Genomic DNA, 26,731 nt, shown 5'->3' on the forward strand with positions numbered 1-26,731 from the left:
GATGTCCTCCCGTAATGAACACATTTGCCTCATAAAGGCCATGCTTCTATTTTACGAGATCATCACCTGAATATCCATCTCGCCAATGCCATCCATCAGAAGAGGAATACTTAACGCTTTCGTTGCACTGAATGACGTTAAATGCTCCGATTGCATCACTTGAGGTGGTGTAATATCTACAACGACGCCCTGGTTGGACAGAATTGTACTGGCATTCCCACTGATCATGTTGCCCAGCTCGGAGATCGCACTTTTACTCATATCATCCATTTCAGTGATCACAAAACCACCCATCATAGCTGAAACAATTTTCAAAGCAACCGTTTCTTGTATACCAAAAACAATATTTCCGCTCAGCTGCCCCGTCATTCCAATTACAATCCAGACATGGTCAGCAATGTATTCTACATTCTTCACGCCAAGATTCCCGGTGGAAGGCGAAACCTGGATGAGCTGTTCAAATACGTTACGTGCCGATTCCAGGAATGGATTTATCACTTCCGCTTTCACTTTTTATGTCCTCCTCACACTGGGTTATTGGTCACACACCAAAAGTCCCATATTTATTAAATTTATTATACTTTATCACGTACGAGAATTCATTAAGAATTCAGCAAAGCATGTGCACTATAATTTATCGTCATTCGAATAGCAAATGTTTATAGCTGTTTTTGTCCGTATTTCACTTCTTTGGAAAAATTATTTGACTGCATTCAAGCCCCGAAAGGCTTGTAGGACTTTTATACTGATTTTGAATTGTTTTAAATTTTAAATAATAACTTATTTTAAGTTTGTTAGTCTGTTGAACTACTTTTCATATGCCCCTTCCCCTTCATTGCTCTGATGACCGTAATCCCCTATAATTTAATATAAAAGAAACTGTACCCGTCACGGACTTTTACAGCACGACACATGACATACAGAGATATTAAGCTGCAAGGAGGCCGTATATGAACATCAGCCAACTGGAAACGCTGATTACCATTTCCAAAACGATGAGTTTCCGCAAAGCGGGTGAACTCCTTAACCTGACCCAGCCGGCTGTGTCGGCCCAGATCAAAAGCCTGGAGGACGAATTCAACACCGTGCTTGTTGATCGGAACCAGCCGGTAACGCTGACGGATCGCGGACAGGTTTTCCTGGAGCACGCTGAACGCATGCTCGATATTGTTGACGAGTTAAAACAGAAGCTATCCGATCTCGACGAAACCCCACAAGGACGTATTGTGCTCGGAACGACAACATCCATTGCCATTCAGATTTTGCCAAGGGTGTTATCCTACTTTCAGGATCAATTCCCGCTCATCAAAACAAGCATTCAATCGCTGCCCTCTTCACAGATCTATACACAGGTCGAAAACGGTTTGGTGGACATCGGAATTGGATACCTTACTGAACGTAATCCTAACCTTAGTACCTCTGTGCTGTACTATGACACGTTTGAGCTGGTCGTATCTCCTGCTCATCCACTCGCGAAGAAAAAACATGCAGCCGTGGACGTGCTGCGAAGCACGCCTCTGATTCTTCTGTCGCCCGATACGGTAGGTCGCCGGTTTACTGAAGCTGTTTTCAAAAAATACAATATTGAGCCCAATGTTGTGATGGAATTGTCCAGCAGTGAAGAAGTGAAACGTATGGTTGAGATTGATCTCGGGGCTGCCATTATCTCCAAACAATCGGTAGCACATGAGCTGCGGCAAGGTACACTGCGGATGATCCCTTTAAGTGAACTGGAGGTCAGCCATCCTGTAGGTGTCATCTACAAATCCAGTCGTTATCTCAACTCGGCGATGCATCAATTTCTTAGTGACCTCAAGGGCATGCCGGAAACTCAATTCATCAGCTCGGAATAAACCTAGATGAAAAGAAAGGGCAGGGATTCCATATGAAATTTGATCTTCATACGCACCATTTCCGCTGCGGACATGCGGATGGCAACATCAGAGATTACATTGAAGCAGGTATTGAAGCGGGACTTCAAGCCATCGGAATTTCTGATCATACCCCTTACTTTGGCAGTGAGCTGGAACAGGCGCATCCACGAATCGCGATGGGTAAATCTGAGTTACAGCATTATGTAGCCGAAGTGCTCTCGCTTAAAGAAGAATACGCTGGGAAAATCGATGTTCTGCTCGGGATCGAATCCGATTATTTTCCAGTCCATGCCGAACTGTATCGTTCAACGCTGGGACAGTATCCGTTTGACTATGTTATCGGCTCCGTTCATCACACAGAGGAGATCAGTATTTTCAATAAAACCCGCTGGAAAGGATTATCGGATGCTCGCAAAATCGAAGTTAAGGAAGCATATTACAAGTTAATTGCACAATCGGCCCGTAGCGGCATCTTCCAGATTCTTGGACATATTGATGCAATGAAAGGTAACTATCCCCCATTCTCTGAAATTATGGCAGACCATGCTATTGATGAAACGCTTCAGGTTATTGCCGAAGCCAATGTTGCGATCGAAATCAACACTTCGGGCAAAACCAAACTCAGCGGTGGCTGGTACCCATCTGATGCCATTCTGGAACGTGCCCGGCATTACGGGGTAAAAGTCACCTTCGGTTCGGATGCACATATCCCAGGAAGAGTTGCCGATGAGCTTGAGCAAGTGCGGACACGTTTGAAGGAAATTGGTTTCACCGAATGGGTTTATTTCAAACAGAAGCAAATGCAGATTGTTCCCCTGTAAGAATAAAAGCTGTCTAAATACAAAGATCCCCGCGCAAGTAACCAGCATTGGGATCTTTTTTTATTTTATTAGCGCGCCCGCTGGACTCGTGAAACTTTAATGGACAAAAAAATGAACCCGCTCATCGCGGGTCCCAACTGCATTATCTATTATCAAAAAGGGGGTCATGAGATAAGTTTACCCTCTGTCTGTTAGAATTCAATTGCAGCTATATTTCAATTGTGTAACAAATGATTGAAGTTCGTTTCAGTTCTCATACCCTGATATACTCTATGATATTTCAGGGTTGTCCCATGCTGGCGAATGCAGACTTTTCCCGTTCACACCCGATTGGAACTGTCCACGAGACATTCCGTATACCTTGACGTCCATGGAGTTGGAGCCCTCACCGACCTCGTCATCATCATCATTCAGCCCGAAGGCTGGAAGACTGCGCTCGTAAAGCATGCCCATTTTAAGGAGCACCCTTTCTGAGGATGAGTTTGCTTCATAACAACGAGCTTCAACCCTCCACAGGTGAAGTTCGTCAAATCCGAATGTTAACAAACGATGAACCGCTTCGGTTGCCAAGCCTTTGCCCCAGTATAATTTGCTCAGGATGTACCCGATCTGGGCTGTACCCTTTTGATCATTCCAGTGCTGGAAGGACGCAATGCCAATGACCTGCTCGCTGCCTTTGCAGCAGATCCCGTAATGCAGTGAATCTAACTTGGTACTGCTGCTCCGAATCTGGTTCAGCAATTTTCTCGCACGTATTGGGGGAGACTGGCTGCCGCGATTCACGTATTGTATGACTTGCGGATCGGACAACAGCTCGGATAATGCAATGTAATCACTTTGACGTAATGAGCGCAGGACAAGGCGTTCTGTTCCTAAGACAGGCAAGCCTTGAATCAGCATATCTCGGGTAAGCATGGCACTCTCTCCTTTGCCTAACGGGTTTTAGTCCGGTAAGACAAGCATGCTCTGACGATGATCCGGCATCCTATCACAATCTGATTCATTCACTATAGTATGTCATCTTTATAATGAAGGTTATACTGCAATTTCCCCTACCCCTGTAATCCACGATAAATGCCTGAACGCAGTTCACGAATATAAGCATCCAGTGCCGGAACTTGATGCTGCTGTGCAATCTGCACTTCCTGCTCAATATCATACGGAACCCGAACAAACTGCAGGTTAAACGGCTTCTGTTTGTCTTCGCCCTCTTCTCCTTCAAGAATGCAGTACGAGGCTTGTGGAACATCCAGCGGATTGCCCACGCTTCCTGTATTAAACAGCATTCTTCCATCCAAATACTGCAAAAAGGCATTATGCACATCACCATAACCGACCACATCAGCCATTCCTGAGCCTGCCTCGTCAGCTGGAGGCTCAAACATTGCAAGTCTCTTATTCATCTCATCCCAAGGCTGAACACGATGATACACACTCTGTGGTGAAGCGTGCACGAACCTTACGTTACGTCCACTCAGCTTCAATTCATAACTAAAGGGAAGACTCGCCAAATAAGCCACTCGATCTGCGCCCAGCCGTTCAGCCTGCCACGTAAAATCAATCACATCCTGATTCACAGCAACAAGCTCATCCCAGTTGCCGCGAACAACCACTTCACATGCCGCTCTGATCTGATCCACGGCTTCAGCTGGCTGCGGTCCCTTGCCTACAAGGTCACCGAGACAGAAAATTCTCTCTATGCCGCGCTGCTGTATATCTTTCCACACAGCTTCCCAGGCAGTCATGTTGCCATGAATGTCGGATACAATTGCAATTCGCTCCATTACTTCCCCTCCATTCATGTCCATATGGTTCTATATTCCAATTCCATCTGATATCTTGGCATTTTTCCTAAGAATGATTGCTTTCATTGTCCGAATGCAAGTGAAGCACCGTCAACTCAGGCCGGCACAGAAAACGAATGGGCAGCAGTGTCATGCCAAACCCACGATTCACATACACGGGCATCTGATGCCGGGAGGTGTAGTGCAGCCCTTGTATATATTTACGTGAACCCCGCGGGGTCGTCATTGCACCAAACCAGGGAAAACGAACCTGACCCCCATGGCTGTGACCCGACAGCTGCAATCCAAATCCATACGGAGCTGCATAATCGGCATAATCCGGTTCATGCATAAGCAGCATTTTCCAGACATGCTGCTTCAGCCCGGCAACAGCTGTTTCCGGGTCAGGGCTGCCCGTTAAGGCATCATCCAGACCTGTAACAGCAAGCTGGTCTCCGTCTTTTTCTATAATGACATGCTCATTGCAAAGCAGTGTAAAGCCCGCTTCCTGAAACATATTCTTCACATCCTGCTGCTGCTGCCCTCGATAATCATGATTACCCAAAACCGCAAACTTTCCGTATTTCGCTGTCATCGAGGCGAGAACGGGTACACATTCGCGCATTGGTGCGGCCTGCCTCTCCACCATATCCCCGGTAAAACAGATCAAGTCAGGCTGCTGCTCCTTTATTCGTGCTGCCAGCTTGCTCAATTCCTTCATCCCGGTGTGGAAGCCCAGATGTGCATCACTGAAATGAACGATGCGCAATCCGTTGAACGATACCGGGAACGACGGGAGCTTGAGATTAATATGGCTAATCTGTAATAATCGCGGCTCCCATAGTGCGTATCCTAGTGTCAGCACACTTGCTCCCAGGGTCATAATGATTTTCCGCAGTTGAAAACTTCGACGAGAAGGGTCATGATCCTTTTCTTCTCCGGGAAAAAGAGGTTCCTTCGAACTGTCCGTTCTGCTCAAGCGCCGGGACGGCGAGCTGCTGCTGTGTGAACGCGGTGTCTGTCCCATCTCTCCCCCTCCTCGCATCGGGCTTCTTCAAGACCGTTAACGGCCGTATTCATCCCTGTAGTATACCATATTCTGCACGAAACACCCGGTTCCTTTGGTGCATGGCAAAAGAAGCCGTAATCCCGGCGATTACTACGCGGAATCACGACTTCTTCAAAATACAGAGCAGAACGCTGTATCAGCGTTTCACTTGTTTATACACCCAACCAGCGTTTGAACATATGCTTGGTTGTCTGTTTATTCATTTCGGCAATAGACGTTGTGAGCGGGATGCCTTTCGGACATGAACGCACACAGTTCTGCGAGTTACCGCAGCCTTCAATACCGCCATCTTCCATCAGCGCCTCCAAGCGCTCTTCTGCATTCATCTCACCTGTAGGGTGAGCATTAAACAGACGAACCTGGGACAGCGCAGCCGGACCGATAAAGTCCGTTTTCTCATTCACGTTAGGACAAGCTTCTAGACATACACCGCAAGTCATACACTTGGACAGCTCGTAAGCCCACTGACGCTTCTTCTCAGGCATCCGTGGTCCCGGACCGAGGTCATAGGTTCCATCAATTGGAATCCATGCCTTCACACGTTTCAGTGCATTAAACATCCGTGAACGGTCAATGACCAGGTCCCGTACTACCGGGAATGTTTTCATCGGTTCGATCCGAACCGGCTGCTCCAGCTTGTCGATCAGAGCTGCACACGCTTGACGCGGTTTGCCATTGATAATCATGGAGCAGGCACCGCACACTTCTTCAAGACAGTTGGATTCCCAGCATACCGGAGCGATGGACTTGCCATCCTTGTTCACCGGATTCCGCTGAATCTCCATCAGGGCGCTGATCACGTTCATATTCGGACGATACGGAAGCTCAAACTCCTCTGTATACGAAGATGACTCCGGGCTGTCTTGACGGGTGATAATAAACTTGACGGTTTTGCTTGCTGTTGCTTGTTCCGCCATATCGTTGTCCCCTCCTCTGGTGACGATGATTGTATTGCTGGTGCGCAAAGCTTCTTATGTTGGTGCTCGGGTGGCACGCTCCGGTCGCGGAATGCCCTTTCAATCGCCATTACCCTCGAATTTTTTGATCCACCCTTACTATATAAGTTGAACCAAAGAATTTACACAAGCCACTCCGATGACAGAATAACCTTCCAATCGCTGTTATCCCCAGATTTTTTCGACACCCTTTTCCAAAGGGGAAAATCCGGTGATAAAGGCGACCGCTCCGCTTTTTCAGTTTTTTTCTGTCCCCTCCGTTAACGTGTAAATGAATAGTTCAACTTATATAGGATGAAAATTCGATGATAAACGCGAACGCTTCGCTTCTTTCGGCCATTTCCGCTTCCTCCGCTGTGCCCTTGCACCTTGGATGTTGCTTTGCTGTAAATATTAACAGCAGCTTAATAGTTCACCTATTGAATGATTAAGCTGAATCGTACAGATTAGTCCTTCGAGTAGTCACGGATACGCGGCGGAATCAGGGATACGTCCACTGGCTCGTACGAGATTTGTGGACCTTCCTTCGTCCAGCTTGCGATCGTTGTTTTCAGGAACTCCTCATCGTTACGCTCCGTGAATTCCGGCTTGTAGTGCGCTCCGCGGCTCTCGTTACGAAGCAGTGCACCCAGTGTCATTGCTTCAGCAAGCTCAAGCATGTTCCACAATTGGCGGGTAAACGCCGCGCCCGGATTGTTCCAGCCCGAGTTGTCGTACATGTTGATTTTGCCATAACGCTCTTTCAATTCCTTGATTTTGCCGATGGTCGCTTCCAGCTTGTCGTTGTAACGCACCACCGTCATGTTCGCTGTCATCCACTCGCCCAGCTCTTTGTGGATTACATAAGCATTCTCGGTACCTTGCATTTTCAAGATACCTTCGTATTTTTCGGTCTGACGCTTCGTATACCCGTCGAACACGGAAGAAGAAATATCTGCGGACGATTTTTTGAGTCCTTTGATATATTCAGCCGCTTTCGGTCCAGCTACCATACCGCCGTAAATCGCGGATACGAGGGAGTTTGCTCCAAGACGGTTCGCACCGTGATATTGATATTCGCATTCGCCAGCTGCGAACAGCCCCGGAATGTTTGTCATTTGGTTGTAGTCTACCCACATGCCGCCCATGGAATAGTGGACTGCCGGGAAGATTTTCATCGGAATTTTACGTGGATCGTCACCCATGAATTTTTCATAGATTTCGATAATTCCGCCCAGCTTGACATCCAGCTCCTTCGGATCTTTATGAGAAAGGTCAAGATACACCATGTTCTCGCCGTTTACACCCAGTCCCATGTCTACGCAGACACTGAAGATTTCGCGCGTCGCGATATCACGCGGTACAAGGTTACCGTAAGAAGGATATTTTTCCTCAAGGAAATACCAAGGCTTGCCGTCTTTATATGTCCAGATCCGACCGCCTTCACCACGCGCGGATTCAGACATGAGACGCAGCTTGTCGTCCCCTGGAATGGCTGTCGGGTGAATCTGAATGAACTCACCGTTAGCATAGTTCACACCCTGCTGGTACACCGCACTTGCAGCAGTACCTGTGTTGATGACAGAGTTCGTCGTTTTACCGAAAATGATACCAGGTCCACCGCTCGCCAGAATAACAGCTTCAGCCGGGAAGGTCTGCACCTTCATGGATTTCAAATCCTGTGCCACAATACCGCGGCACACGCCTTCGTCATCAATAACGGCTTGCAGGAACTCCCAGTTTTCATACTTGGTTACGAGGCCTGCTGCTTCCCAGCGACGTACTTGCTCATCCAGTGCGTACAGCAGCTGCTGCCCTGTTGTCGCTCCGGCAAATGCCGTACGGTGATGCTTCGTACCACCGAAACGGCGGAAATCAAGCAAACCTTCCGGTGTACGGTTGAACATGACGCCCATCCGGTCCATCAGGTGAATAATGCCAGGTGCTGCTTCGCACATCGCTTTAACTGGCGGCTGGTTGGCAAGGAAGTCACCGCCATATACCGTATCATCAAAGTGTACCCATGGAGAGTCGCCTTCCCCTTTGGTATTTACCGCTCCGTTGATGCCGCCTTGGGCACACACGGAGTGTGATCTTTTCACAGGAACTAATGAAAATAAATGAACATGGACTCCGGCTTCAGCCGATTTGATCGCCGCCATCAATCCCGCGAGACCGCCGCCCACAATAATTACATTCGATGATGCCATTGCTAGTTCACTCCTTATTATCAGCGTCTTTCGAAATTCAGACCAGAGAATGTTAATTCACATACAAAAATAGAGACAAGCACTCGTTTACAAAATTAAACCAGAACTGATTTTACCGCATCAATCATTGAAGTAGCTGTCTGGAAATCTACGTTCCGGAAAGCAAACAATGAAGCGATGAACATGATGGAAATAATAGCGAACAAGCTCATGCACACATACGAGGATACGCGCTGTGCACGAGGTCCGACTGTGATTCCCCAGCTAACGAGGAATGACCAGAGCCCATTGGCAAAGTGATAGGATGCCGCCACAACACTGATCAGATATAAAATAAACGTTACCGGATTCATCACGATGTCATGGATCACACCGCCAAGCTGTTCGTGTGTTACATTACCGAGAGCCACTTGCACACGGGTCTCCCACACGTGCCAGATCACAAATACAAATGTGATGACACCACTGACGCGCTGGAGCGTGTAGCGCCAGTTACGCTCATTGCCGTAACGACCCACGTTCGGCTTGGCCTGATAAGCAATGTACAGACCATATACACCGTGATAGAACAGCGGCAGCCAGATCAGAAATGTTTCCAAAACGATGACGAGCGGCAGACTGTTCAGGAAGGCAACCGCACCGTTAAAAGCTTCTTTGCCGCCTTCAACTGCCGAGAAGTTCGTCACCAGATGCTCAACAAAAAACAAACTGAGCGGAATGACGCCAAGCAAGGAGTGCAGCTTTCTGGAGTAAAACCCTTTCATAAAATGTCGATCCCCTTTCGCTAAATACAACGTTTTCATAAATACATTCGCATATCATGACACGAATCCTTCCAGAGCAGGAAAGTTCGACAAATTGTTCCGATTTGTTCAGGTGTGAACAACTTGTGTCACAATTCATGTTACTCCTTTTTTTCTTATAAGGGAATTGCAATATAATTATTAAATGTTATAACCTATAGGTATAAGCTCTAAACAACCGACTTAAAGGCTATACAATCTTAAAACAACGAGTGTAAAAGCCTTACAATAAAACAAAAAATGAATCAAGGGCAAGAATCACACTCACGAAGAAGAGAGGTTTGTGTTCATGTTCGAAGAATTAAACGCATTTGCCGCGGTTGTAGAGCAGTCCAGCCTGAACCGCGCTTCCAAATTACTGAACCTGTCCCAGCCCGCACTCTCCCGTAAAATCTCCAAGCTGGAGGATGAACTGGGGGTATCCCTCTTTCACCGCCGGGGCAAACGGCTGGAATTAACAAGTGTAGGTCAGCTCGCATACACCTTCGCCGTGGAACAGAAACAACAGCAGCAGAAATTTCTCACCATGCTATCTCAATATAAAGATGAAGAACAGAGCATTATTACACTCGGCGCCAGCCTGACGACTCTTCAGACGACTCTGCCTCCGCTGGTCAACGCTTTTATGGAGAAGCATCCCCATGCCGAATTGAAGCTGTTAACAGGCAAAACGCATGAGATCGTTTCTTTTGTGCGTGATAAAAAAGCCGATGTCGGCATCGTTGCCTCCTCCATCAGTGAAGCAGGGCTGAACTGTGTGCCTCTGTTTGATGATCATCTGGAACTGGTCGTGCCCCTGACGCACCCGCTGGCGGGCAAAGAAGCCGGGATGGAGCATTTGCAGGATCTGCCGATGATTACGTTCTCCAAGGGAACATGGTACCGCAAGTTGACCGATGATCTGTTTCAGCGCTGCACCGTGATGCCTGACATTCGCATGGAGATCGACTCCTTTGAGGCGATTATCCGCCTGTTGCCAACCTGTAAGGCCGCTGCCCTGCTGCCCAAATCCTACCTTCGTCCGCAGCTGCTGGCTGACAATGATCTGGCCGCCGTGCATTTGCCACAGCTCAGGCAGACCCGAAGAACAACCTGCATGATTTACGGGGAAAAGGAGGACCTCAGCGAAACCTCCAGACAGTGGGTCCGGGAGACAGCTGCATTTTTTACCACAAAAGCGCCATTGCCCTCACGGAGAACAACAGCGCCTTGATGAAAAGAAGAGAACACACGGGGGATGCCATAGTCCCCCGCCTGTTCAGCTCTCCTGACTAATGACCTCTTCCTCAAACCGGTCGATATCATCATTATTGCCAATAATGACCATAATATCCCCCATTTGCAATGAATCCATCGCTGTCGGAGCAATGATAACGCCAGCTTCCTTTTGCAGAGCTACGATGCTGCAGTTAAATCGTACCCTGGCGTTAAGAGTGGACAGTGTTTTATTGTGCAGACAGGCAGGTACCTTCATCTCCACAATGCTGTAATCATTGGACAATTCGATGTAATCCAGCAGGTTGGGTGTCACCAGCTGGTGAGCGACCCGGATGCCCATATCCCGTTCCGGGTACACAACGCGGTCAATGCCCAGCTTGTCGAGCGCCCGTCCGTGCAGAACAGAGATGGCTTTAGCCACAACCGTTTTGACTCCCAGTTCCTTGAGCAGGATGGCGGTAAGGATACTCGTCTGGATATCGTCACCAATGGCAACGATGCCGCAGTCAAAATTACGAATGCCCAAAGAGCGCAGTACTTCCTCATCCGTCGCATCCGCAACGACTGCGTGAGTGACCAGATCACTCATGTCTTCGACAAGCTCTTCATTTTTATCAATACCAAGCACCTCGTAACCGAGCTCCATCAACTCCTGCGCCAGACTGGAGCCGAAGCGCCCAAGTCCAATCACCGCAAACTGCTGTTTTTTCATCGTTCTTCACGAACCCTTCTATCCAAATAATCATCAAGCAACCCCATCATCAGTAACCAACCTAATAACCTTATCGTCATCCATCAACATAACTAATCCTTTTCGATCAACCTAGATTCTCATCTATTAGCCTGATCCTCATGCATCAGTCTATTCATTATTAACCAATAATCATCTTGCCTTCGGGATACCTGTACAGCTCTTTTTTGTTTTTCTGCCCCAGAGCGTACGCCAGCGTAATTGGTCCAAGTCGTCCTGCGAACATCGTAAAACAGATCATTAGCTTGCCAAAGGTGGTCAGCTTCAGCGTAAGCCCGAGAGAAAGTCCTACAGTCCCGAAAGCGGACGTGGTTTCAAATAAAATCATCAAAAAGTTACTGTCCTCTGTTGTACTCAGCACCATCGTAACCGTAATAATAAATAACAGTGCCAGCAGTGTAATGGTGAGTGCCTTGAAAATGCGTTCCTGCACAAGCCGATACCGGAAAAAAACGATATCTTCCCTCCCCCGCATCATCGCAATGACGGCCCCTGCCATAATCAGAAAAGTGGTAGTTTTGATGCCGCCCCCGGTCGATCCTGGAGACGCGCCGATAAACATCAGAATAATCATAAAAAATTGCGTGGCCTGCCGCAGCCCGGCAATGTCCACCGTATTCGCTCCGGCTGTGCGCGGTGTTACCGATTGGAAGAACGAGCCGAGTATTTTACCGCCCCAGTTCAGACCGCCCAGCGTTCGCGGGTTGCTGAATTCAAATACAAAGATAACCAGGGCCCCAAACACAATTAGCAAAGTCGTCATCAGCAGAACCACTTTGGAATGCAGCGACAGCTTCTTTGTCTTGTGATAATCCACCAGATCGGAGAGCACCACAAAACCGATACCGCCGGAAACAATCAGAAACATAGCGGTAAAATTGACAAACGGATCGTAGACATACCCGGTCAGACTGCGAAAATCACCGAACATGTCGAACCCGGCATTGTTAAACATCGAGATGGCATGCCAGTATCCATAATAAATCGCCCGGCCAATCGGCATATCCAATGACCAGCGTAAGGCAAACAAAGTACCGCAGATCCCCTCCAGAATAAGCGAGTAAATGACTACCTTGCGAATCAGCCGCACAATGCCCTCCATCGTGCTTTGGTTCATCGCTTCCTGCAAAATCAACCGTTCTTTCAGTGATATTTTCCGTTTGAATGCAATCGCCACCAGCGTTGACATCGTCATGAAGCCGAGACCGCCAATCTGTATCAGAATAGCAATAATCACCTGTCCCAGCACTGAAAAATAGGTTCCTGTATCAACAACTACCAGCCCTGTTACACAAACAGCCGACGTTGCCGTAAAGAGCGCATCAATAAAGGCCAGACTTTCCCCGTTGCGGCTGGAAACCGGCAGCATGAGCAGCAGCGTGCCGAGCATAATAATGCTGGCAAATCCTAATACCAGAATACGGGGTGGCGATAATCGCATCCATTGAACATTCACTTTCACTTTAGTATCAACCCACCTCTGCACAAATAAAAAATAAACTCCATTCGGTGGAGCACATGTATGAAATATAAACGGGCAACATATCATTTGAATTGGTACACGCAACACATCATTTAAATCGGTATATATCAAATAAAATTGTTATATATCATCGGAATCGGCATCTAACCTGTTCATATCTCTTTGCCTTCCAAGAGATATGATTCGTCCTCTATTGTTCTATTCGTTCCCTTGTTCGACCCGAGACATGCGGATTCCAGCATATTGCTTCAAAATTATACGCGCTGCAGGCCATGCAGACAAAACGATTTTTGTGTAAATACCTTCGAATTTGACCAAAACGGCAAAAACCCGCATATCGGGACAACTGAATCGAAGTGTTTCGATCATTTTCATTCATTTTCAAAGTTTTGCACCCGTTTTCGTTATGTCATTGGCATTGGGCACTGGCCCTGTGCTATCTTTACATTAATATGGAATTGAATATAAGGAGGAACTTGCTTTTATGAATCCCTTAGGGCAGCCTTTGCAGTTCAAGGCTAACTTCATGCGTTTGGGGTTGCTTGCGGTGATTGGCCTGATTTTATTTTTTGTGTTTCAGATCTTCCCTGCAACCTCTTCACAAACGACAGAAATTTCGTCTGCAGCCTACATCAGCAAGGAGCAAGCAGTACAAGCGGCACGATCATTCGCAGCGTCGGTGGATGACTATACACTGCCAAGCAGCGCCAATAGACCTCTTGTAACCTATCAGACCCATTCTGATATTTACGGATACATGGCGAAGACCAAGCAGCTCGATACCTATAATAAGCAGTGGGAAAAAACCTACCCTTATGATGTGTATCGCGTGCGCTTGATAGATCAGGACAAAGGCGGTTACCTTAACGTTGACGTACATATGAAAACCGGAAAGGTGGTCGCGTTCAAACATGTGCTGCCTTCCTCCATGTATACAGCCATTGAATCCCAACAGGAACAGGGCATACCCACCACCTCGGAATCGGTTGCAGAAGGCCACATGCCTCTGAACGAGAAGGAAACTCTTGCCGCTGGAATCCTGAAAGAATTCGGTTATGATGTGCCAGCGCTTCAACTGGATACACGAGATGGCGAACCGGGTCTGAAGTACACCGATGCGAGTAAAACAATCGGAGATTCCAGGCTGGAGCTGAAGTTTACGTTTGAAAATGGTGCCGTACGTTCCTTTGATCCCGGATTCTCGGTACCGAAGGCACATACGGATTATGTGAAGGACCAGACCCAACTTGCGAACTGGTTAACCTACGGTGGTTACGCCTTTTTGACATTTGTGCTCGGGGTGCTTGCTATCATCTACAGCATTCTGGCTCGTGCGAACACGTCGTTCAAACGAGGAGTGATATTGTCAATTGTGTACTTCGCGGCTTCCATGATCGGTACACTGAACATGCTGCCGCTGTTTCAGGCACAAGGACTTTCCAGCTTCATGCTGGCGTTCCTCATGCTCATTCAAACAGGACTTACGATTGTGATGAGTGTTACCATCTATCTGTCCCTTGTGGCAGGAGACGGCATGTGGCGCAAAATCGGCTGGAATCCATGGCCTCGCGCCAAAGAGCCGGGTTACGGCAAATACGTGCTCCACAGCATGTACACTGGATATCTATGGGCATTCATTTTATTGGGTGTACAATCGGTGCTGTTCTTTATTCTGGAGCGGAGCATTGGCACATGGTCCACAACGTCAGCGGATCAATCCACCTATAACATGACATACGCCTGGGTTTTCCCGATTATGGCCTGGATGGCCGGGATTGGTGAAGAAGCGGTATATCGCTTGTTCGGGATACGTATGATGCAAAAGGTGGTGCGTAATACGTTTATCGCCTGCTTGATCCCTACGATTATATGGGCACTGGGACATACGCTGTATCCGATCTATCCTGTCATTACACGCCCGATCGAGCTAACCGTTATCGGCTTGCTGTTCAGCCTGATTATGCTGCGCCACGGTTTCATTGCCGTTGTATTCGCTCATGTCATCTTCGACAGCCTGTTGATGGGACTCAGTCTGATTTTCATGGGAGATGCATTGAACATCGGTGCCGGTATCTTCTGGATTGTACTTCCGGCTATCGTGGGATATGTAATTTATCGTTTTAATCCCAAACAAAAAGAGAAGCCGTATGTTACGACTCCTCATCACGAAGTGCTGCAATAATCTGATTTGCCAGCTTGTCACCAATAGATAGAGGCCGGAAGTCTTCGACGCTGGCCTCTTTAATTTTGCGTAAAGAGCCGAAATGCTTGAGCAGCAGCTTACGCCGCTTCTCTCCAATGCCCGGAATGGCATCCAGCCTGGATGTAACCATGGATTTGCCGCGCTGCTCGCGGTGGAACGAAATGGCAAAACGGTGTACCTCTTCCTGAATTCGCTGCAGCAGATAGAACTCCTGGCTATCCCGAGGCAAGGCGATAACCTCCGGCGGGTTGCCGATCATCAGCTGGGATGTTTTGTGTTTCGCATCCTTCACCAATCCGCAGACCGGAATAAACAAGCCCAGCTCGTTTTCAAGTACATCTACTGCGGCCGAGATCTGCCCTTTACCCCCATCGACCACGATGAGGTCAGGCTGGGTCAGATTTTCTTTAAGCACACGCTCATAGCGGCGGCGAATGACTTCCCGCATCGTTTCATAATCATCCGGGCCTTCCACAGAACGCACTTTATACTTGCGATATTCCTTCTTATCCGGCTTGCCATCCGTAAATACAATCATGGCCGATACCGGGTTGGTTCCCTGAATGTTTGAGTTATCAAACGCTTCAATCCGGCGCAGCTGCTCAAGACCGATCCAGCGTCCCAAACCTTCAGATGCTTTCGAAGTGCGTTCTTCGTTGCGTTCGATCAGACGGAATTTCTCTTCGAGCGCCACTCGCGCATTGTCCAGTGCCATCGTAATCATCTGACGTTTCAACCCGCGCTGCGGAATGTGCACCTTGATCTCCAGCCATTCCTGAAGAGCAGCCGCCATCTGGGACGGGTCCTCCTGCTCGGATGGCAGCTTGGCATTGGCTGCTTCGGTTTCGGCTTCGCTATGCAGCTCATCGGCAGCATCGCTCTTTGTCTCCTCTGCAGTACTCGCCTCGTAAGCTACTCGAGTCTCGGCAACGAGCGACTCAGCAGCCATCACAGGGTTGGCTTCTAACGGCTGCTCCTCCTGCGTGGATTCGGACGTTACCGCAGCCTGCCCATGCTCTGGCGTATTTACATCGTGCAAATGTGCCGAATCGGTATCATGCTCGCCAATGAGAAGCTCCTTCGGCATCTCTGGCAACAAGATTTCCTGCGGCAAGGCCGGATTGTCGCTGTAATACTGTGTAACATAGGACATGAAATCACTATAAGCCTCGCCGTAAAACGGGAAGGTGGACACGTGACGTTCGATCATTTTTCCCTGACGCATATATAGAATCTGGACGCACATCCAGCCCTTATCAATCGCAAACCCAAAGACATCGCGGTCTCTTGCATCTGCCATCGTAATTTTCTGCTTTTCCATGATTGCATCAATCGCAATCACCTGATCACGCAGCTCTTTGGCACGTTCGAAGTACAAATCTTCGGCCGCTTCCTGCATTTTACGCTGCAAATCCTTTTTGATCTCTTCATGACCACCGCTCAGAAATGATCCGATCTCCTGTGAAATCTCGTCATACTGCTCTTTGCCAATCTCCTTCACGCAAGGGGCAAGGCATTGGCCCATGTGATAATACAGGCAGACTTCCTTCGGCATAACACCACATTTGCGCAGCGGATACATGCGATCCAGCAGTTTTTTCGTTTGATGTGCCGCATACGAGTTCGGGTAAGGACCGAAGTATTTGGCTTTATCTTTCAGCACACGGCGGGTGACTTCGAGCCGCGGATGCTTTTCATTTGTTATTTTAAGATACGGAAAGGTCTTGTCGTCTTTGAGCAAAACGTTATAACGAGGCATATGCTTTTTGATCAGGTTACATTCCAGAATGAGTGCTTCCATATTGCTGCCTGTCACGATGTACTCGAAATCACGAATTTCAGAAACCAGACGCTGCGTTTTTCCGTTATGGCTGCCAATAAAATAAGAGCGCACACGGTTTTTGAGCACTTTGGCTTTACCAACGTAGATGATGGTCCCTTCACTATTCTTCATCAGATAACATCCCGGCATATCCGGAAGCAGTGCGAGCTTGTGACGAATCTGCTCCAGTGCCTGCTCCTGCTCTTCTAACTGCTGCATAAATGGGTCCATAATTCGGTGGGTCCTCCCTTCCGAAAAATTGAAGCCTTCACCTTACATGTTCACTTTTGATGAAAGAATGAACCTTCGATCGCTGTTATCCCCAGATTTTCTAATCCCTTTCCAAAGGGGAAAATCCGGTGATAAACACTACAGCAGATGCTTCCCATGCAGCTTTCTTTCAGAAAGCTTTTAGCTCCGCTTTTCCAGTTCTTTTCTGTCTTCTCCGTTAATCATGTAAATTTCCAGTTTCATTTTATATTCAATTATATAATATAAATAATTTATCACATCATTTAAATATTACTTATATTGTCATGTATACCGCATTTCGACGCAAAACGCCCCCGGCATGTAAACCGGAGGCGATGGGTCAGCCTGCACATATTTTGTTGCTGTACTGATTATTGATGTTTTTCGATAATGCCTTTGAGCGCGTCCTTCGAGTTCAGACCAACCACTTTATCTACCGGTTGACCATCTTTGAAGAAGATCAACGTTGGAATGCTCATTACGCCAAAGCGGGAAGCAGATTCCGGGTTTTCATCTACGTTGACTTTCGCAATTTTAACGGAATCGCCAACTTCTGCGGACAGCTCTTCCAGGATTGGTGCGAGCATTTTGCAAGGACCACACCAAGGCGCCCAGAAATCAACCAGAACCGTTCCTTCTCCTTCGACTTCCGTGTTAAAGGATTGATCGGATACGTTAACAATAGCCATGAAATTGTCCTCCTTATATATACTTACGGTTTTATTTTAACCTGTAACGTCGTGAACGACACTTCCAGTATAACACATGTGCGTTAAACTTGTGAAATGAACGACTAATGTTCATCTTCCCAACATGAAATCTTCACAATTACAGGTGCAGCACACCATCTGCAAATTCTTTACAAACGCTTTCTTTTCCAAGTATACTAAAATTACTCCGGGTTGCAGCCCTGCCTACAGCGGCCAAGCTGTCAATCCTCATAAGGAGGCAATACGATGGACGCTAATATTCGGATGACCGACCCGCGCGAGCATGTGAACGAGGAGCCCCGAAACGATCTCTTCGATCTAATTATGGGCGTTGTCGGCATGGGTGGTCTGATGACTGTCATCTTCTTTGGTATGGTCATTTTCAAATTCCTGACCGAGTAGAATGTACAGAGTAATTCAGGCAGCCAAAAGCAGAAAAGCCCGGTTCTCGCATGTTGCGAAACCAGGCTTTTTTGAGTTTGCACTAATGTTATTCAACGAGCTCAGCTCTTGCCCCGCTGATTCTCGCCCCGCACCTGAATGACATCTACAAATGGACGAATCCGGTCCATCAGACGCTGACCTTTATTCGTTTCCTCGCCATCCCGATTGGTGAAGCTCAGATGTTTCTCAAGCCCTTCCAGGTTGTAGTTGGACGTATAGAAGGTTGGCTTGCGATTCATCCTATAATTAAGAATGGAGCCCATGACATGATCACGTACCCATGGATTGAGGTTCTCTGCACCAATATCATCAAAGATGAGCAGATCACAGCTTTTCAAAATGTCCGTCATTTCCTTCAGCTTCTGCCCCTCACTGATCATGGACTTCAAATCCTCAACAAAATCAGGCATATAGATGATGACACCTGTATGTCCCGCAACTGCGAGTTCATGCAGCAGATAACACATCAGGAACGTTTTGCCGGTTCCGAATGAGCCTTCCAGATACAGCCCCTGCGTTGAAAGTCCGTTCGCCTTCGTTTCACTGATATAACGCAGCACCCGGTTCACCGCTGGTGCACGCAGGCGATCCTTACCCATAATCTCCACATCATTATATCCCGCACTTAAAGCACGTTCGTCCACATAGAAGCTGCGAATCCGCTGCTTGATCATGTGCTCGTTCTGTCGGGCAATCTGTTTCGAGCATGGTGCCTTGATATCTATAATTTCGGGTTTACCGTTGAAGTTCTCTACTTCCAGTTTGCAAAAATGACCCTGAAAATCGTTGGGGCAGTTGTCCAGTCCAGGACAATTCGCGCAGTTCTTCGAATCTTTGGCATACTGATACAGCTTGCTCAGATCAGGCATGAGCTGTGCATCTTTCAGTTCAGGATGACCTGCGCGGAACTCACGCACATACGGGTCCTCCAACAAATCCGCCATAATTCGCCGCGACTGCTCACGAAAGGAAGGGTTCAGCTGCTGAAGCAGTCCTCCCAAGGATTCCATGGCTTCAAGCCCCCTTTGGTGGTATTCATACAGTTCATTCTATAGAAAAGCCACCAATAACTCAACTGATACATCTGGAAAATTGCTCTGGTGAGATAAGGGGCTCTCTCCCATCCTGTAGAGAAATCGCCTTATTCTTTTACAGCCCCCACCGTCAAACCCTGAACAAAATAACGCTGGAAGAACGGATATGCGAATATAATCGGCAGCGTGGCCAGTACAACCATGGCCATTCGGGATGTATCCTGGGGAATAGACTGCATAGCTGCCAGGCTCATCGAGCTGTTGGCTGAGTTCTGCTGGATGAATTGAATGCTCGACTCGATCCGCATCAGCATTGATTGCAGTGGTACCAGATTTGGATTATCAATATATAACAACGCATTAAACCAGTCGTTCCAATAACTCAGCGTACTGAACAAACCGATCGTTGCCAGACCTGGCAGGCACAACGGAATGACGATTTTCAGAAAGGTATGAAATTCTCCTGCACCATCTATTCTCGCCGATTCAATAATGGCATCCGGTACACTGGTCGAATAAAAGGTACGCAAAATCATAATGTAAAAGGCATTCATCGCCAGCGGCAGAATTAATGCCCAGATGGTATCCTTCATACCCAGCAATTGGGATACAACCATATACGTCGGGATCATGCCTCCATTGAACAGCATCGTCAGAATGGCAAAGATAGAGAAAAATCTCCGATAACGAAAGCTCTTGCGAGAGATTGCATAGGCATAGAGTGACATCAGAATCAGACTGATGATGGTCCCCAGCACGGTGACAAGAAGGGTCACCCCGTACGCTCGCAGCAAGGTATCACCACTTTGCCAGACAAACCGATAGGCCGCGAGGCTCCATTCCGACGGAATCAGACGATATCCGTCGCGAGCCAGCACTTTTTCGTCCGTAAAAGAGATAATCACGACAAAAATAAAGGGAAATACACAGATCAATGCAAACAGTCCGGCGATGATATTCATCAACACGTTCCAGGCAACGGATACGTGGTGGAAGTCACGTTTTTTGACAAGCCTGACTTGAGCCACAGAGGTTCACTCCTTTCTCGTAATCCTAGAATAAGCTGCTGTCTTTATCGATTTTGCGAACCACGTAGTTCGAGATGATGACGAGCACAAACCCCACAACTGATTGATACAAACCTGCTGCTGTGCTCATGCCGATCTCACCGCTTGTTTTCAGTCCCCGATAGACATACGTATCAATGACATTCGTAACGGAATACAATGTTCCCGAGTCTCTCGGCACTTGATAGAAGAGACCAAAGTCAGCATAGAAAATGCGGCCAACAGCGAGCAGAGTCATGATCGTTATAATTGGAGACAGCAGCGGTATCGTAATGTTGCGAATCTGCTGCCATTTGCTCGCACCGTCAATCATGGCGGCTTCATACAGCGACTTGTCTATACCCAAAATGGAGGCGAGATAGACGATACTGCTGTATCCGGTCGTTTTCCACAACGCCACAAAAATCAGAATATACGGCCAATACTTGGGCTCCGAGTACCACTGAATCGGTTCGAAACCGAACCAGCCAATCTTCTGGTTCAGCATGCCGCGATCCGCGCTCAGGAAGCTGAATACAAAGTAACCCACGATAACCCAGGATAGAAAGTACGGCAGAAACATCCCGGTTTGGTACAGCTTCGCAAGACGTTTGTTAATCAGTTCGGAGAGCAGTATTGCCAGTCCAACCGCAAAAAACAGACCAAGAACAATGATCGCAATGTTATAAAGCAGTGTATTGCGTGTAATCAGCCAGGCATCATTCGTACTGAACAGGAACTTGAAATTGTCCCATCCCACCCACTCACTCTTCATGAGGCTGGCCCAGAAACCTTCACGACTGAAGCGGTACTGCTTGAAGGCTGCGACGGTGCCTGCCAGCGGCAGATAAGAGAAGAAGAAAAACCAGATGGCACCGGGCAGCACCATGAGCAGCATGACTCGATTTTTGATCAGATTTTTCAAAAATGTACTCATTGCGGATATCCTCCTTCAGGCTGTGAATAAAAAAGGATCGAACGCTACAAGCAGCCGCCCGACCCCATCTCTCGTATCCTTACTTGTTCTCTACTCTCCAGGCATCCAGCTGGCTTTGGGCTTCAGCCATCACTCTCTCCAGTCCAGCCTGATTGAATTTCTCAATCACTTGATCCAGATTGGTTGCCGGGTCGATTGTGCCTGTCATCAATGCTGCCCAATACTGCTCTTTCACGTTCTGTACCGCTGTCAGTTCAGCGGATACTTTGCTTGCATCAAAGTTAAAGCTGAGGATTGGCGAATCCACGCCTTCTGCATTGAATTTTTTGAACTCCTCCCATTTGTTATCCGGATCATTGCTGTTGAGATAGAGCAGCATGTTATTTCCGAGGGAGTAGGAAGGCATATCGTAGTTTTTCGATTCAGGCAGATTTTCCATATGAGTGTCATCCACTTTTTTGTAGTGTGTACCCTCAATGCCTGAGTCCACCATATTACGCAGCACGGGGTCTGTATTCAGCAAATTCAGAAATTCCATTGCTTTCTCTGGATATTCCGAGTTGGCCGATATCGCCATGATGGAGCCTTGTACGGATGTGTTTGTAATAACAGCATCACTTGCCGGGGTAGATACGACAGGATAACCATAACTTGCCGACCATTGATTATCCGCGAGCGGCTGCGTCTGGGCTCGATCCAGGAACCAGTTGCCCGATGTTGTCAGATCGTTGGTAGAGCCTGTTGTTGCAGCTTCTGAAGAAATATAACCCGCTTTGTAATATTTGTTCATGGTGGTCAGTGCTTCCTTCATCTCCGGTGTCTCCAGAATGTTAACGATCTTGAAATCGGTTGTGTCCAGCTTCACTGCCATCGGCAGGTTCTGGATCACGTAATCGTACGGCACATAAGGCACGTAGTTTTTATCCATGGCGAAAGGGGTAACACCTGGCTCATTTTCCTTGATCGTTTTGAGCAAAGGCTCCAGACTGTCTAACGTTCGAACACCCGAAGTGTCGAGTTTGTATTTATCCAGCAGCGTTTTGTTGAAACGCCAAACCTCCTGCTGCGGCAGCTCCTTGTTGGCAGGAATACCGTAGTTATGACCGTCTACCTTGGAACCGCTCAGGAAAGCAGGATTTATCGTTTTGATGAGGTCCTGGCCGTATTTGGGAAGCAATTCATCCAGTTCCAGAAATGCACCCTTTCGGGCATTTTGCACATAGTCAAAACCTCCAGCAGAAGTAAAGATAATGTCCATCGGTTCACCGGATGCTACGTTCACCTGCATTTTCTGAGCATAATCACCCCAATCCAGCATTTTCATGGTCACGGTGGCGTTAATTTTCTCTTTGGTGTATTGGCTAACTGTCTCCATAACTTTATTGACATCCTTCTGCGGGGTACCGATGGTGTACCAGATCAACTGCACCGTATCGTTCCCTGCTCCGCCGGATTCCGAAGCCTCTCTGCTGTCACCGCATGCGCTAAGAACAAACGTAACGGTCATGATCAATGAAAGAACGAGCGAGAAACGTTTTTGGCTTTTACTCATTTACGTGATCCTCCCTTTTCATATTCCCTCTTTCGTTCTCTTGCTGTCATCAACTATCTGCTTTAACCTTATCCGATGAAACCGCTTGCAAAAAGAAGGTAAACTTAAGGTTTCGAGGTACAAATTAAAGAGAAATGTCCATCGGTTCACCCAAACACTCTATAGTCCGTCGGTGAGATGCCCACATATTTGCGGAACTGTTTATAGAAATATCCCATCTCCCAGTACCCTACATTCCGGGCAATCTCATGTACTTTGAGATTGGAGGTGCGTAATTGCTCTTTGGCACGCTCAATTCGATACTTGTTGAGATATTCGGCAAATGTCTCGCCGGTCTCTTTGTGGAATAGCTGCCCCAAATAAACCGGGTGCAGATGATACTGTGCACCAAGCAGCTTCAAGGAAAGCTCTTCAGCATAATGCTTTTCAATGTGCTGCAGCACCTGACTCACAACGGGATTTCTCAAGTCCTGAATAAGGGACTCCACCGTCCGGGCTGCCACCTGCTGCAAGGCATGTACCAGTTCCTCAAAGGATATACTATCCAGCACCAGACGAAGCCCCTGCTGATAGATTGCTGTTTCCTCTACATGTTTGATGCTCTCCAGCTCCATCTTGAAACGGATTATGACTTCCAGCGCTGTATTCTGCAGCTGCTCAGGTGTTAGTTGATGACGGTACTGTTCAAAATCGGTTCGAATTTGCGCAGCGAGCTGCTCCGTACTGCGAGACAAAATGAGCTTGGCGTAGTCTCTCCAATCTATAAAAAAAGGTCCCCCAGCATAACCTCTCTGGTCCAGCATCGTATAATCGATCACCCGCCGATCAGGATAGATCATCACATACTGGAGTGCCTTTTTCGCTTGCTCGTAACTGGCAGGCGCCTGATAAATTCCATGCACCAAGCGGCCTGCACCAATATGCAGATCGGGATACGTCCCCGCTAGCCCTTCTGCCAGCTCCTGCAAATCTGACATCAGTCTGTCCGTTTCCCCCGCATCATCTCCTGTATTGGCTACAAGCACGATATCTCCATCCATATCCCGAAAGAGGTTCAGATGGAATTGTCCTGCAAGCAGTTGTTCAACTTGTGCAAACAGTAGCTCTGACCTTGGAACCTGACCTTTAGGACCCTGATCACGCAGCACGGCAACAGTGACATAAGGTGCAGCCAGTGAAAGATTCATGAAACGGGCACGCTCCTCAAATTCCGCTGCCGCAATCTGCCCGGTAAGCCATCGATGCAGAATATTGTCCTTTAGTATCTGAATACCGTATTTCTCTTCCAGACGCGGTGTAACAAGCTGATCCAGCTTCGCTTCTGTGTTACGAAGGGTGGATTCCAGTTCATCTATGTTAATCGGTTTGAGCAAATAGTTTTCGATGCCGAGCTTCATGCCTTCTTTTAAATATTCAAATTCATTAAATCCACTGAGAATAATCACCTTCAGCTCCGGCTGCAGCCGCCGGGCTTCCCGAATGAGCTCAAGTCCGTTCATCAAGGGCATGGAAATATCCGTTATCAGAATATCCACCGGCTGACAGGGAAGAGCTTGCAGAGCGGCTTGTCCATTGCTCGCATGGTTTACAATTTCCATCCCGAACGCAGCCCAATCCACAATGTCGTATAACCCCTCAATGATGAACGGCTCATCGTCCACAATAAAAACCTTGTACATGTCATACACCCTTCCTTTCCGAATGGTATTATAAAAAATTTTACGAATGGTATTGATAAGAAAGTCTCAAGAACAGAAATGATAAGGAGATCTCAAGAACGCAATTGATAAGGAAATCTCACTCTGATCATAGTCCCTTTTCCAAGAGTGCTCTCAATCGTGATTCCGAACTGTGGACCGAACAAATATTTCAAGCGACTGTGTACACTCCGCAATCCAAACATCTGGCCGGATTCTTCTGCACGTTCCAGTTCCTCCTGAATTTCTGCAAGCCGGGAAGCATCAATGCCTTTGCCATTGTCACGCACCTCGATCTGCAGCATGTCCCCGGCCTCGTGCACCTTGATCGACAGTTTATTGTCACTACACTCTGTACGCATACCATGCACCACATAATTTTCAATAATGGGCTGCAGCGAAAGCTTCACCACAGGGTGTTCGTAATATTTGTTATCCATCTGTATCGTATATATAAAAATATCCTTGTACCGGATACGGAACAGCTCCAGATACAAACGGCAGGCCTCCATCTCATCTTTCAGCGTGTAATCGGGCTTTTGCTGCACTAGGCTTTTGAAAAGCACCGACAGGCTGTAGATCATCTCCCCTACATCTCTTGCCCCCTGCGAAATGGCCCTCATACGGATCACTTCGAGTGTATTGTACAGAAAGTGCGGATTGATTCGTGCCTGAAGTGCTACCAGCTCGGTCTCCTTTTGCCTGATCTCTGCTTTGTATACTCGTTCAATGTACAGATTCAATTCATCCAGCATATCGTTAAAACTGTGCGATATTTGTCCCAGTTCATCTTCTCTTGCATCATCAATGCGTGCTGACAAATTGCCGTATTTTACTTTTTGGGTGAAACGAATGATTCTGCGAGTACGCTTGGCAAAGTTAATAATGAAAAAGGCCGGAACAAACACGGCAAACAGCAGAGAAATCAAGCTAATGGAAATAATGGTATTTCGAATCCCTGCATACGCTTCTGCCATCTCCTGCACAGGTACTGTGCCAATGACGACATACCCCTGATCAGCAGACACAAATCGGTTCACATACATGTTCTGTTCCTTCTTGATCGCATCCATATCGGTCTGGTCAAACAGTGAATCGACCGCTTCGACATAAGGATACTTCTTCCCGTAGTACCTGCCGCTGGAATCGAATAATACTGTGCCTTTGGCAGACAGCACTGCGATATCCCCCTTCAGATTCCCCTCATAGTTATCCAGTGCGTTCTCGATGCCCTTTGAGTCAAAATAAATGAGAAGCTGGCCCATATTGCGCAAGGTCTGTGTATTGTTAATGGGTACACGAATGGCATACAGCTCAGGATCCCATAGATTGATCGCTTTGCGAATCCAGTAATTAGGTGCATTGATATTTGGCATCTCCATAGCCATTGCATCGGGAATATAAGATCTCGCTACGTTGGCGTCCAGCCTGCGGAACTGCTTGTACTGATTGAAGGTGAGCAAGCTCTGCTTCTCGGCACTGTACAGCATCAACTGATGAATGTCCGAATTGCGGTCGATCATGTTCTGAAAATGCCTGAGCACCTCGGCCGAATAGTCGTCCCGATTGGCATAATAACCGTTCGTCATATGCTGAGCATACTCGGCATACGAGTGGTTCATCAGATAAATGATGTTGGCCGATAAGGCCTCATTCTGATGCATATCCCGCACCATGTTCTGCACCAATTCATATTGTTGATGCATGTAGCGGTCTACATGTTCCATCGCGGCCTTCTGAATGGCCAATTCCCGACGGATGGTGGAATCCGATACGGACAGAAAAATAAGGTAGGACAGCGTAATTATCGTAACGATCGAGATCAGCGAAAAGATCAGCAGCATTTTCATAAACATGTTATTTTTGAAAAAATTATTGTAAACGCTAACAATTCTCAAGCTGGCTCCCCCTTTGCTGCTCGTTTTCTGTCTTGCATTATATCACCCGCCCTCCGACATATCCTTGTCACGCACAACTATTCTTTAATTTATACCTCGAAATCTTTAATTTGGCCTGCAGAACAAAAACAACCCTGTCTCTTCCCTGAAGGGAATGGAGAGGGCTGTTGATCTGCTGATCTATTGAT

At 47.5% G+C, this 26,731-nt stretch carries 22 protein-coding genes; 5 read left to right on the forward strand and 17 right to left on the reverse strand.

Features of this window, described 5'->3' with window-relative positions:
* Positions 1-51: 51 nt before the first annotated feature.
* Positions 52-510, reverse strand: coding sequence for a chemotaxis protein CheX (locus tag IEW26_RS18650; RefSeq protein ID WP_145405357.1), 459 nt, complete (start codon positions 508-510; stop codon positions 52-54).
* Positions 511-950: 440 nt separating this feature from the next.
* On the opposite strand from IEW26_RS18650, the gene IEW26_RS18655 reads away from it, so the two are divergent.
* Both IEW26_RS18655 and IEW26_RS18660 read left to right on the forward strand, forming a co-directional pair.
* Positions 951-1,853, forward strand: a complete 903-nt coding sequence (locus IEW26_RS18655; RefSeq protein WP_110897395.1) for a LysR family transcriptional regulator — start codon at positions 951-953, stop codon at positions 1,851-1,853.
* A 32-nt stretch (positions 1,854-1,885) separates the two neighbouring features.
* Complete coding sequence (locus IEW26_RS18660; protein WP_188593437.1) at positions 1,886-2,695, forward strand: histidinol-phosphatase; 810 nt, start codon at positions 1,886-1,888, stop codon at positions 2,693-2,695.
* 270 nt (positions 2,696-2,965) lie between these two features.
* On the opposite strand, the gene IEW26_RS18665 is transcribed toward IEW26_RS18660, so the two are convergent.
* The 6 genes from IEW26_RS18665 to IEW26_RS18690 form a co-directional block, all read right to left on the reverse strand.
* The gene (locus IEW26_RS18665; protein ID WP_188593438.1) at positions 2,966-3,610 is read right to left on the reverse strand and encodes a GNAT family N-acetyltransferase; all 645 of its coding nucleotides are present in this window, start codon (positions 3,608-3,610) and stop codon (positions 2,966-2,968) included.
* 137 nt (positions 3,611-3,747) lie between these two features.
* Positions 3,748-4,479 (reverse strand): metallophosphoesterase family protein, encoded by a 732-nt coding sequence (locus tag IEW26_RS18670; RefSeq protein ID WP_188593439.1) that lies wholly within the window; start codon positions 4,477-4,479, stop codon positions 3,748-3,750.
* A gap of 67 nt (positions 4,480-4,546) precedes the next feature.
* Positions 4,547-5,506, reverse strand: a complete 960-nt coding sequence (locus IEW26_RS18675; protein WP_188593440.1) for a metallophosphoesterase — start codon at positions 5,504-5,506, stop codon at positions 4,547-4,549.
* A gap of 194 nt (positions 5,507-5,700) precedes the next feature.
* Positions 5,701-6,465, reverse strand: coding sequence for a succinate dehydrogenase iron-sulfur subunit (gene sdhB, locus IEW26_RS18680; RefSeq protein WP_145405362.1), 765 nt, complete (start codon positions 6,463-6,465; stop codon positions 5,701-5,703).
* Between the two features lie 485 nt (positions 6,466-6,950).
* Complete coding sequence (gene sdhA / locus IEW26_RS18685; protein ID WP_111269475.1) at positions 6,951-8,693, reverse strand: succinate dehydrogenase flavoprotein subunit; 1,743 nt, start codon at positions 8,691-8,693, stop codon at positions 6,951-6,953.
* A gap of 95 nt (positions 8,694-8,788) precedes the next feature.
* Positions 8,789-9,457: a succinate dehydrogenase cytochrome b558 subunit gene (locus IEW26_RS18690; RefSeq protein ID WP_111269476.1), complete on the reverse strand. Its 669-nt coding sequence runs from the start codon at positions 9,455-9,457 to the stop codon at positions 8,789-8,791.
* A gap of 328 nt (positions 9,458-9,785) precedes the next feature.
* Between IEW26_RS18690 and IEW26_RS18695 the strand changes: the two genes are divergently transcribed.
* Positions 9,786-10,709, forward strand: coding sequence for a LysR family transcriptional regulator (locus IEW26_RS18695; protein WP_145405364.1), 924 nt, complete (start codon positions 9,786-9,788; stop codon positions 10,707-10,709).
* A gap of 45 nt (positions 10,710-10,754) precedes the next feature.
* Here IEW26_RS18695 and IEW26_RS18700 read toward each other — a convergent pair whose 3' ends face one another.
* Both IEW26_RS18700 and IEW26_RS18705 read right to left on the reverse strand, forming a co-directional pair.
* Positions 10,755-11,426: a potassium channel family protein gene (locus tag IEW26_RS18700; protein ID WP_111269478.1), complete on the reverse strand. Its 672-nt coding sequence runs from the start codon at positions 11,424-11,426 to the stop codon at positions 10,755-10,757.
* A gap of 160 nt (positions 11,427-11,586) precedes the next feature.
* Positions 11,587-12,906 (reverse strand): TrkH family potassium uptake protein, encoded by a 1,320-nt coding sequence (locus tag IEW26_RS18705; protein ID WP_373288505.1) that lies wholly within the window; start codon positions 12,904-12,906, stop codon positions 11,587-11,589.
* 526 nt (positions 12,907-13,432) lie between these two features.
* Here IEW26_RS18705 and IEW26_RS18710 point away from each other — a divergent pair.
* Positions 13,433-15,130 (forward strand): CPBP family intramembrane glutamic endopeptidase, encoded by a 1,698-nt coding sequence (locus IEW26_RS18710; protein ID WP_188593441.1) that lies wholly within the window; start codon positions 13,433-13,435, stop codon positions 15,128-15,130.
* On the opposite strand, the gene uvrC is transcribed toward IEW26_RS18710, so the two are convergent.
* On the reverse strand, positions 15,099-17,204 hold the full coding sequence (uvrC, locus tag IEW26_RS18715) for an excinuclease ABC subunit UvrC (protein WP_188593442.1): 2,106 nt from the start codon (positions 17,202-17,204) through the stop codon (positions 15,099-15,101). The genes IEW26_RS18710 and uvrC overlap by 32 nt on opposite strands.
* A gap of 392 nt (positions 17,205-17,596) precedes the next feature.
* The gene (gene trxA / locus IEW26_RS18720) at positions 17,597-17,914 is read right to left on the reverse strand and encodes a thioredoxin (protein WP_110897382.1); all 318 of its coding nucleotides are present in this window, start codon (positions 17,912-17,914) and stop codon (positions 17,597-17,599) included.
* A 267-nt stretch (positions 17,915-18,181) separates the two neighbouring features.
* Here trxA and IEW26_RS18725 point away from each other — a divergent pair, with 267 nt between their 5' ends.
* Entirely contained in the window at positions 18,182-18,337 is a 156-nt protein-coding gene (locus IEW26_RS18725; protein WP_110897381.1) for a YqzM family protein, read from the forward strand.
* A gap of 101 nt (positions 18,338-18,438) precedes the next feature.
* Here IEW26_RS18725 and dnaI read toward each other — a convergent pair whose 3' ends face one another.
* The 6 genes from dnaI to IEW26_RS18755 all read right to left on the reverse strand — a co-directional run bounded on the left by dnaI (position 18,439) and on the right by IEW26_RS18755 (position 26,543).
* On the reverse strand, positions 18,439-19,389 hold the full coding sequence (gene dnaI / locus IEW26_RS18730; protein WP_111269482.1) for a primosomal protein DnaI: 951 nt from the start codon (positions 19,387-19,389) through the stop codon (positions 18,439-18,441).
* A 131-nt stretch (positions 19,390-19,520) separates the two neighbouring features.
* Positions 19,521-20,441 (reverse strand): carbohydrate ABC transporter permease, encoded by a 921-nt coding sequence (locus IEW26_RS18735; protein WP_188593443.1) that lies wholly within the window; start codon positions 20,439-20,441, stop codon positions 19,521-19,523.
* A 25-nt stretch (positions 20,442-20,466) separates the two neighbouring features.
* Positions 20,467-21,396: an ABC transporter permease gene (locus IEW26_RS18740; protein ID WP_188593444.1), complete on the reverse strand. Its 930-nt coding sequence runs from the start codon at positions 21,394-21,396 to the stop codon at positions 20,467-20,469.
* Positions 21,397-21,475: 79 nt separating this feature from the next.
* Complete coding sequence (locus IEW26_RS18745) at positions 21,476-22,948, reverse strand: ABC transporter substrate-binding protein (protein ID WP_188593445.1); 1,473 nt, start codon at positions 22,946-22,948, stop codon at positions 21,476-21,478.
* A gap of 146 nt (positions 22,949-23,094) precedes the next feature.
* Positions 23,095-24,627, reverse strand: a complete 1,533-nt coding sequence (locus IEW26_RS18750; RefSeq protein ID WP_188593446.1) for a response regulator transcription factor — start codon at positions 24,625-24,627, stop codon at positions 23,095-23,097.
* Between the two features lie 92 nt (positions 24,628-24,719).
* On the reverse strand, positions 24,720-26,543 hold the full coding sequence (locus tag IEW26_RS18755; protein WP_444543964.1) for a sensor histidine kinase: 1,824 nt from the start codon (positions 26,541-26,543) through the stop codon (positions 24,720-24,722).
* Between the last annotated feature and the right edge of the window lie 188 nt (positions 26,544-26,731).

Source organism: Paenibacillus silvae, from assembly GCF_014639235.1.
In the GTDB taxonomy this organism is placed as follows: Bacteria; Bacillota; Bacilli; order Paenibacillales; family Paenibacillaceae; genus Paenibacillus; species Paenibacillus silvae.

Bases quoted from the DNA above. Each gene is read 5' to 3' on its own strand.
- IEW26_RS18655 (WP_110897395.1), top strand. From the start codon at position 951: ATGAACATCAGCCAACTGGAAACGCTGATTACCATTTCCAAAACGATG.
- IEW26_RS18660 (WP_188593437.1), top strand. From the start codon at position 1,886: ATGAAATTTGATCTTCATACGCACCATTTCCGCTGCGGACATGCGGAT.
- IEW26_RS18665 (WP_188593438.1), bottom strand. From the start codon at position 3,610: ATGCTTACCCGAGATATGCTGATTCAAGGCTTGCCTGTCTTAGGAACA.
- IEW26_RS18670 (WP_188593439.1), bottom strand. From the start codon at position 4,479: ATGGAGCGAATTGCAATTGTATCCGACATTCATGGCAACATGACTGCC.
- IEW26_RS18675 (WP_188593440.1), bottom strand. From the start codon at position 5,506: ATGGGACAGACACCGCGTTCACACAGCAGCAGCTCGCCGTCCCGGCGC.
- sdhB (WP_145405362.1), bottom strand. From the start codon at position 6,465: ATGGCGGAACAAGCAACAGCAAGCAAAACCGTCAAGTTTATTATCACC.
- sdhA (WP_111269475.1), bottom strand. From the start codon at position 8,693: ATGGCATCATCGAATGTAATTATTGTGGGCGGCGGTCTCGCGGGATTG.
- IEW26_RS18690 (WP_111269476.1), bottom strand. From the start codon at position 9,457: ATGAAAGGGTTTTACTCCAGAAAGCTGCACTCCTTGCTTGGCGTCATT.
- IEW26_RS18695 (WP_145405364.1), top strand. From the start codon at position 9,786: ATGTTCGAAGAATTAAACGCATTTGCCGCGGTTGTAGAGCAGTCCAGC.
- IEW26_RS18700 (WP_111269478.1), bottom strand. From the start codon at position 11,426: ATGAAAAAACAGCAGTTTGCGGTGATTGGACTTGGGCGCTTCGGCTCC.
- IEW26_RS18705 (WP_373288505.1), bottom strand. From the start codon at position 12,906: ATGCGATTATCGCCACCCCGTATTCTGGTATTAGGATTTGCCAGCATT.
- IEW26_RS18710 (WP_188593441.1), top strand. From the start codon at position 13,433: ATGAATCCCTTAGGGCAGCCTTTGCAGTTCAAGGCTAACTTCATGCGT.
- uvrC (WP_188593442.1), bottom strand. From the start codon at position 17,204: ATGGACCCATTTATGCAGCAGTTAGAAGAGCAGGAGCAGGCACTGGAG.
- trxA (WP_110897382.1), bottom strand. From the start codon at position 17,914: ATGGCTATTGTTAACGTATCCGATCAATCCTTTAACACGGAAGTCGAA.
- IEW26_RS18725 (WP_110897381.1), top strand. From the start codon at position 18,182: ATGGACGCTAATATTCGGATGACCGACCCGCGCGAGCATGTGAACGAG.
- dnaI (WP_111269482.1), bottom strand. From the start codon at position 19,389: ATGGAATCCTTGGGAGGACTGCTTCAGCAGCTGAACCCTTCCTTTCGT.
- IEW26_RS18740 (WP_188593444.1), bottom strand. From the start codon at position 21,396: ATGAGTACATTTTTGAAAAATCTGATCAAAAATCGAGTCATGCTGCTC.
- IEW26_RS18745 (WP_188593445.1), bottom strand. From the start codon at position 22,948: ATGAGTAAAAGCCAAAAACGTTTCTCGCTCGTTCTTTCATTGATCATG.
- IEW26_RS18750 (WP_188593446.1), bottom strand. From the start codon at position 24,627: ATGTACAAGGTTTTTATTGTGGACGATGAGCCGTTCATCATTGAGGGG.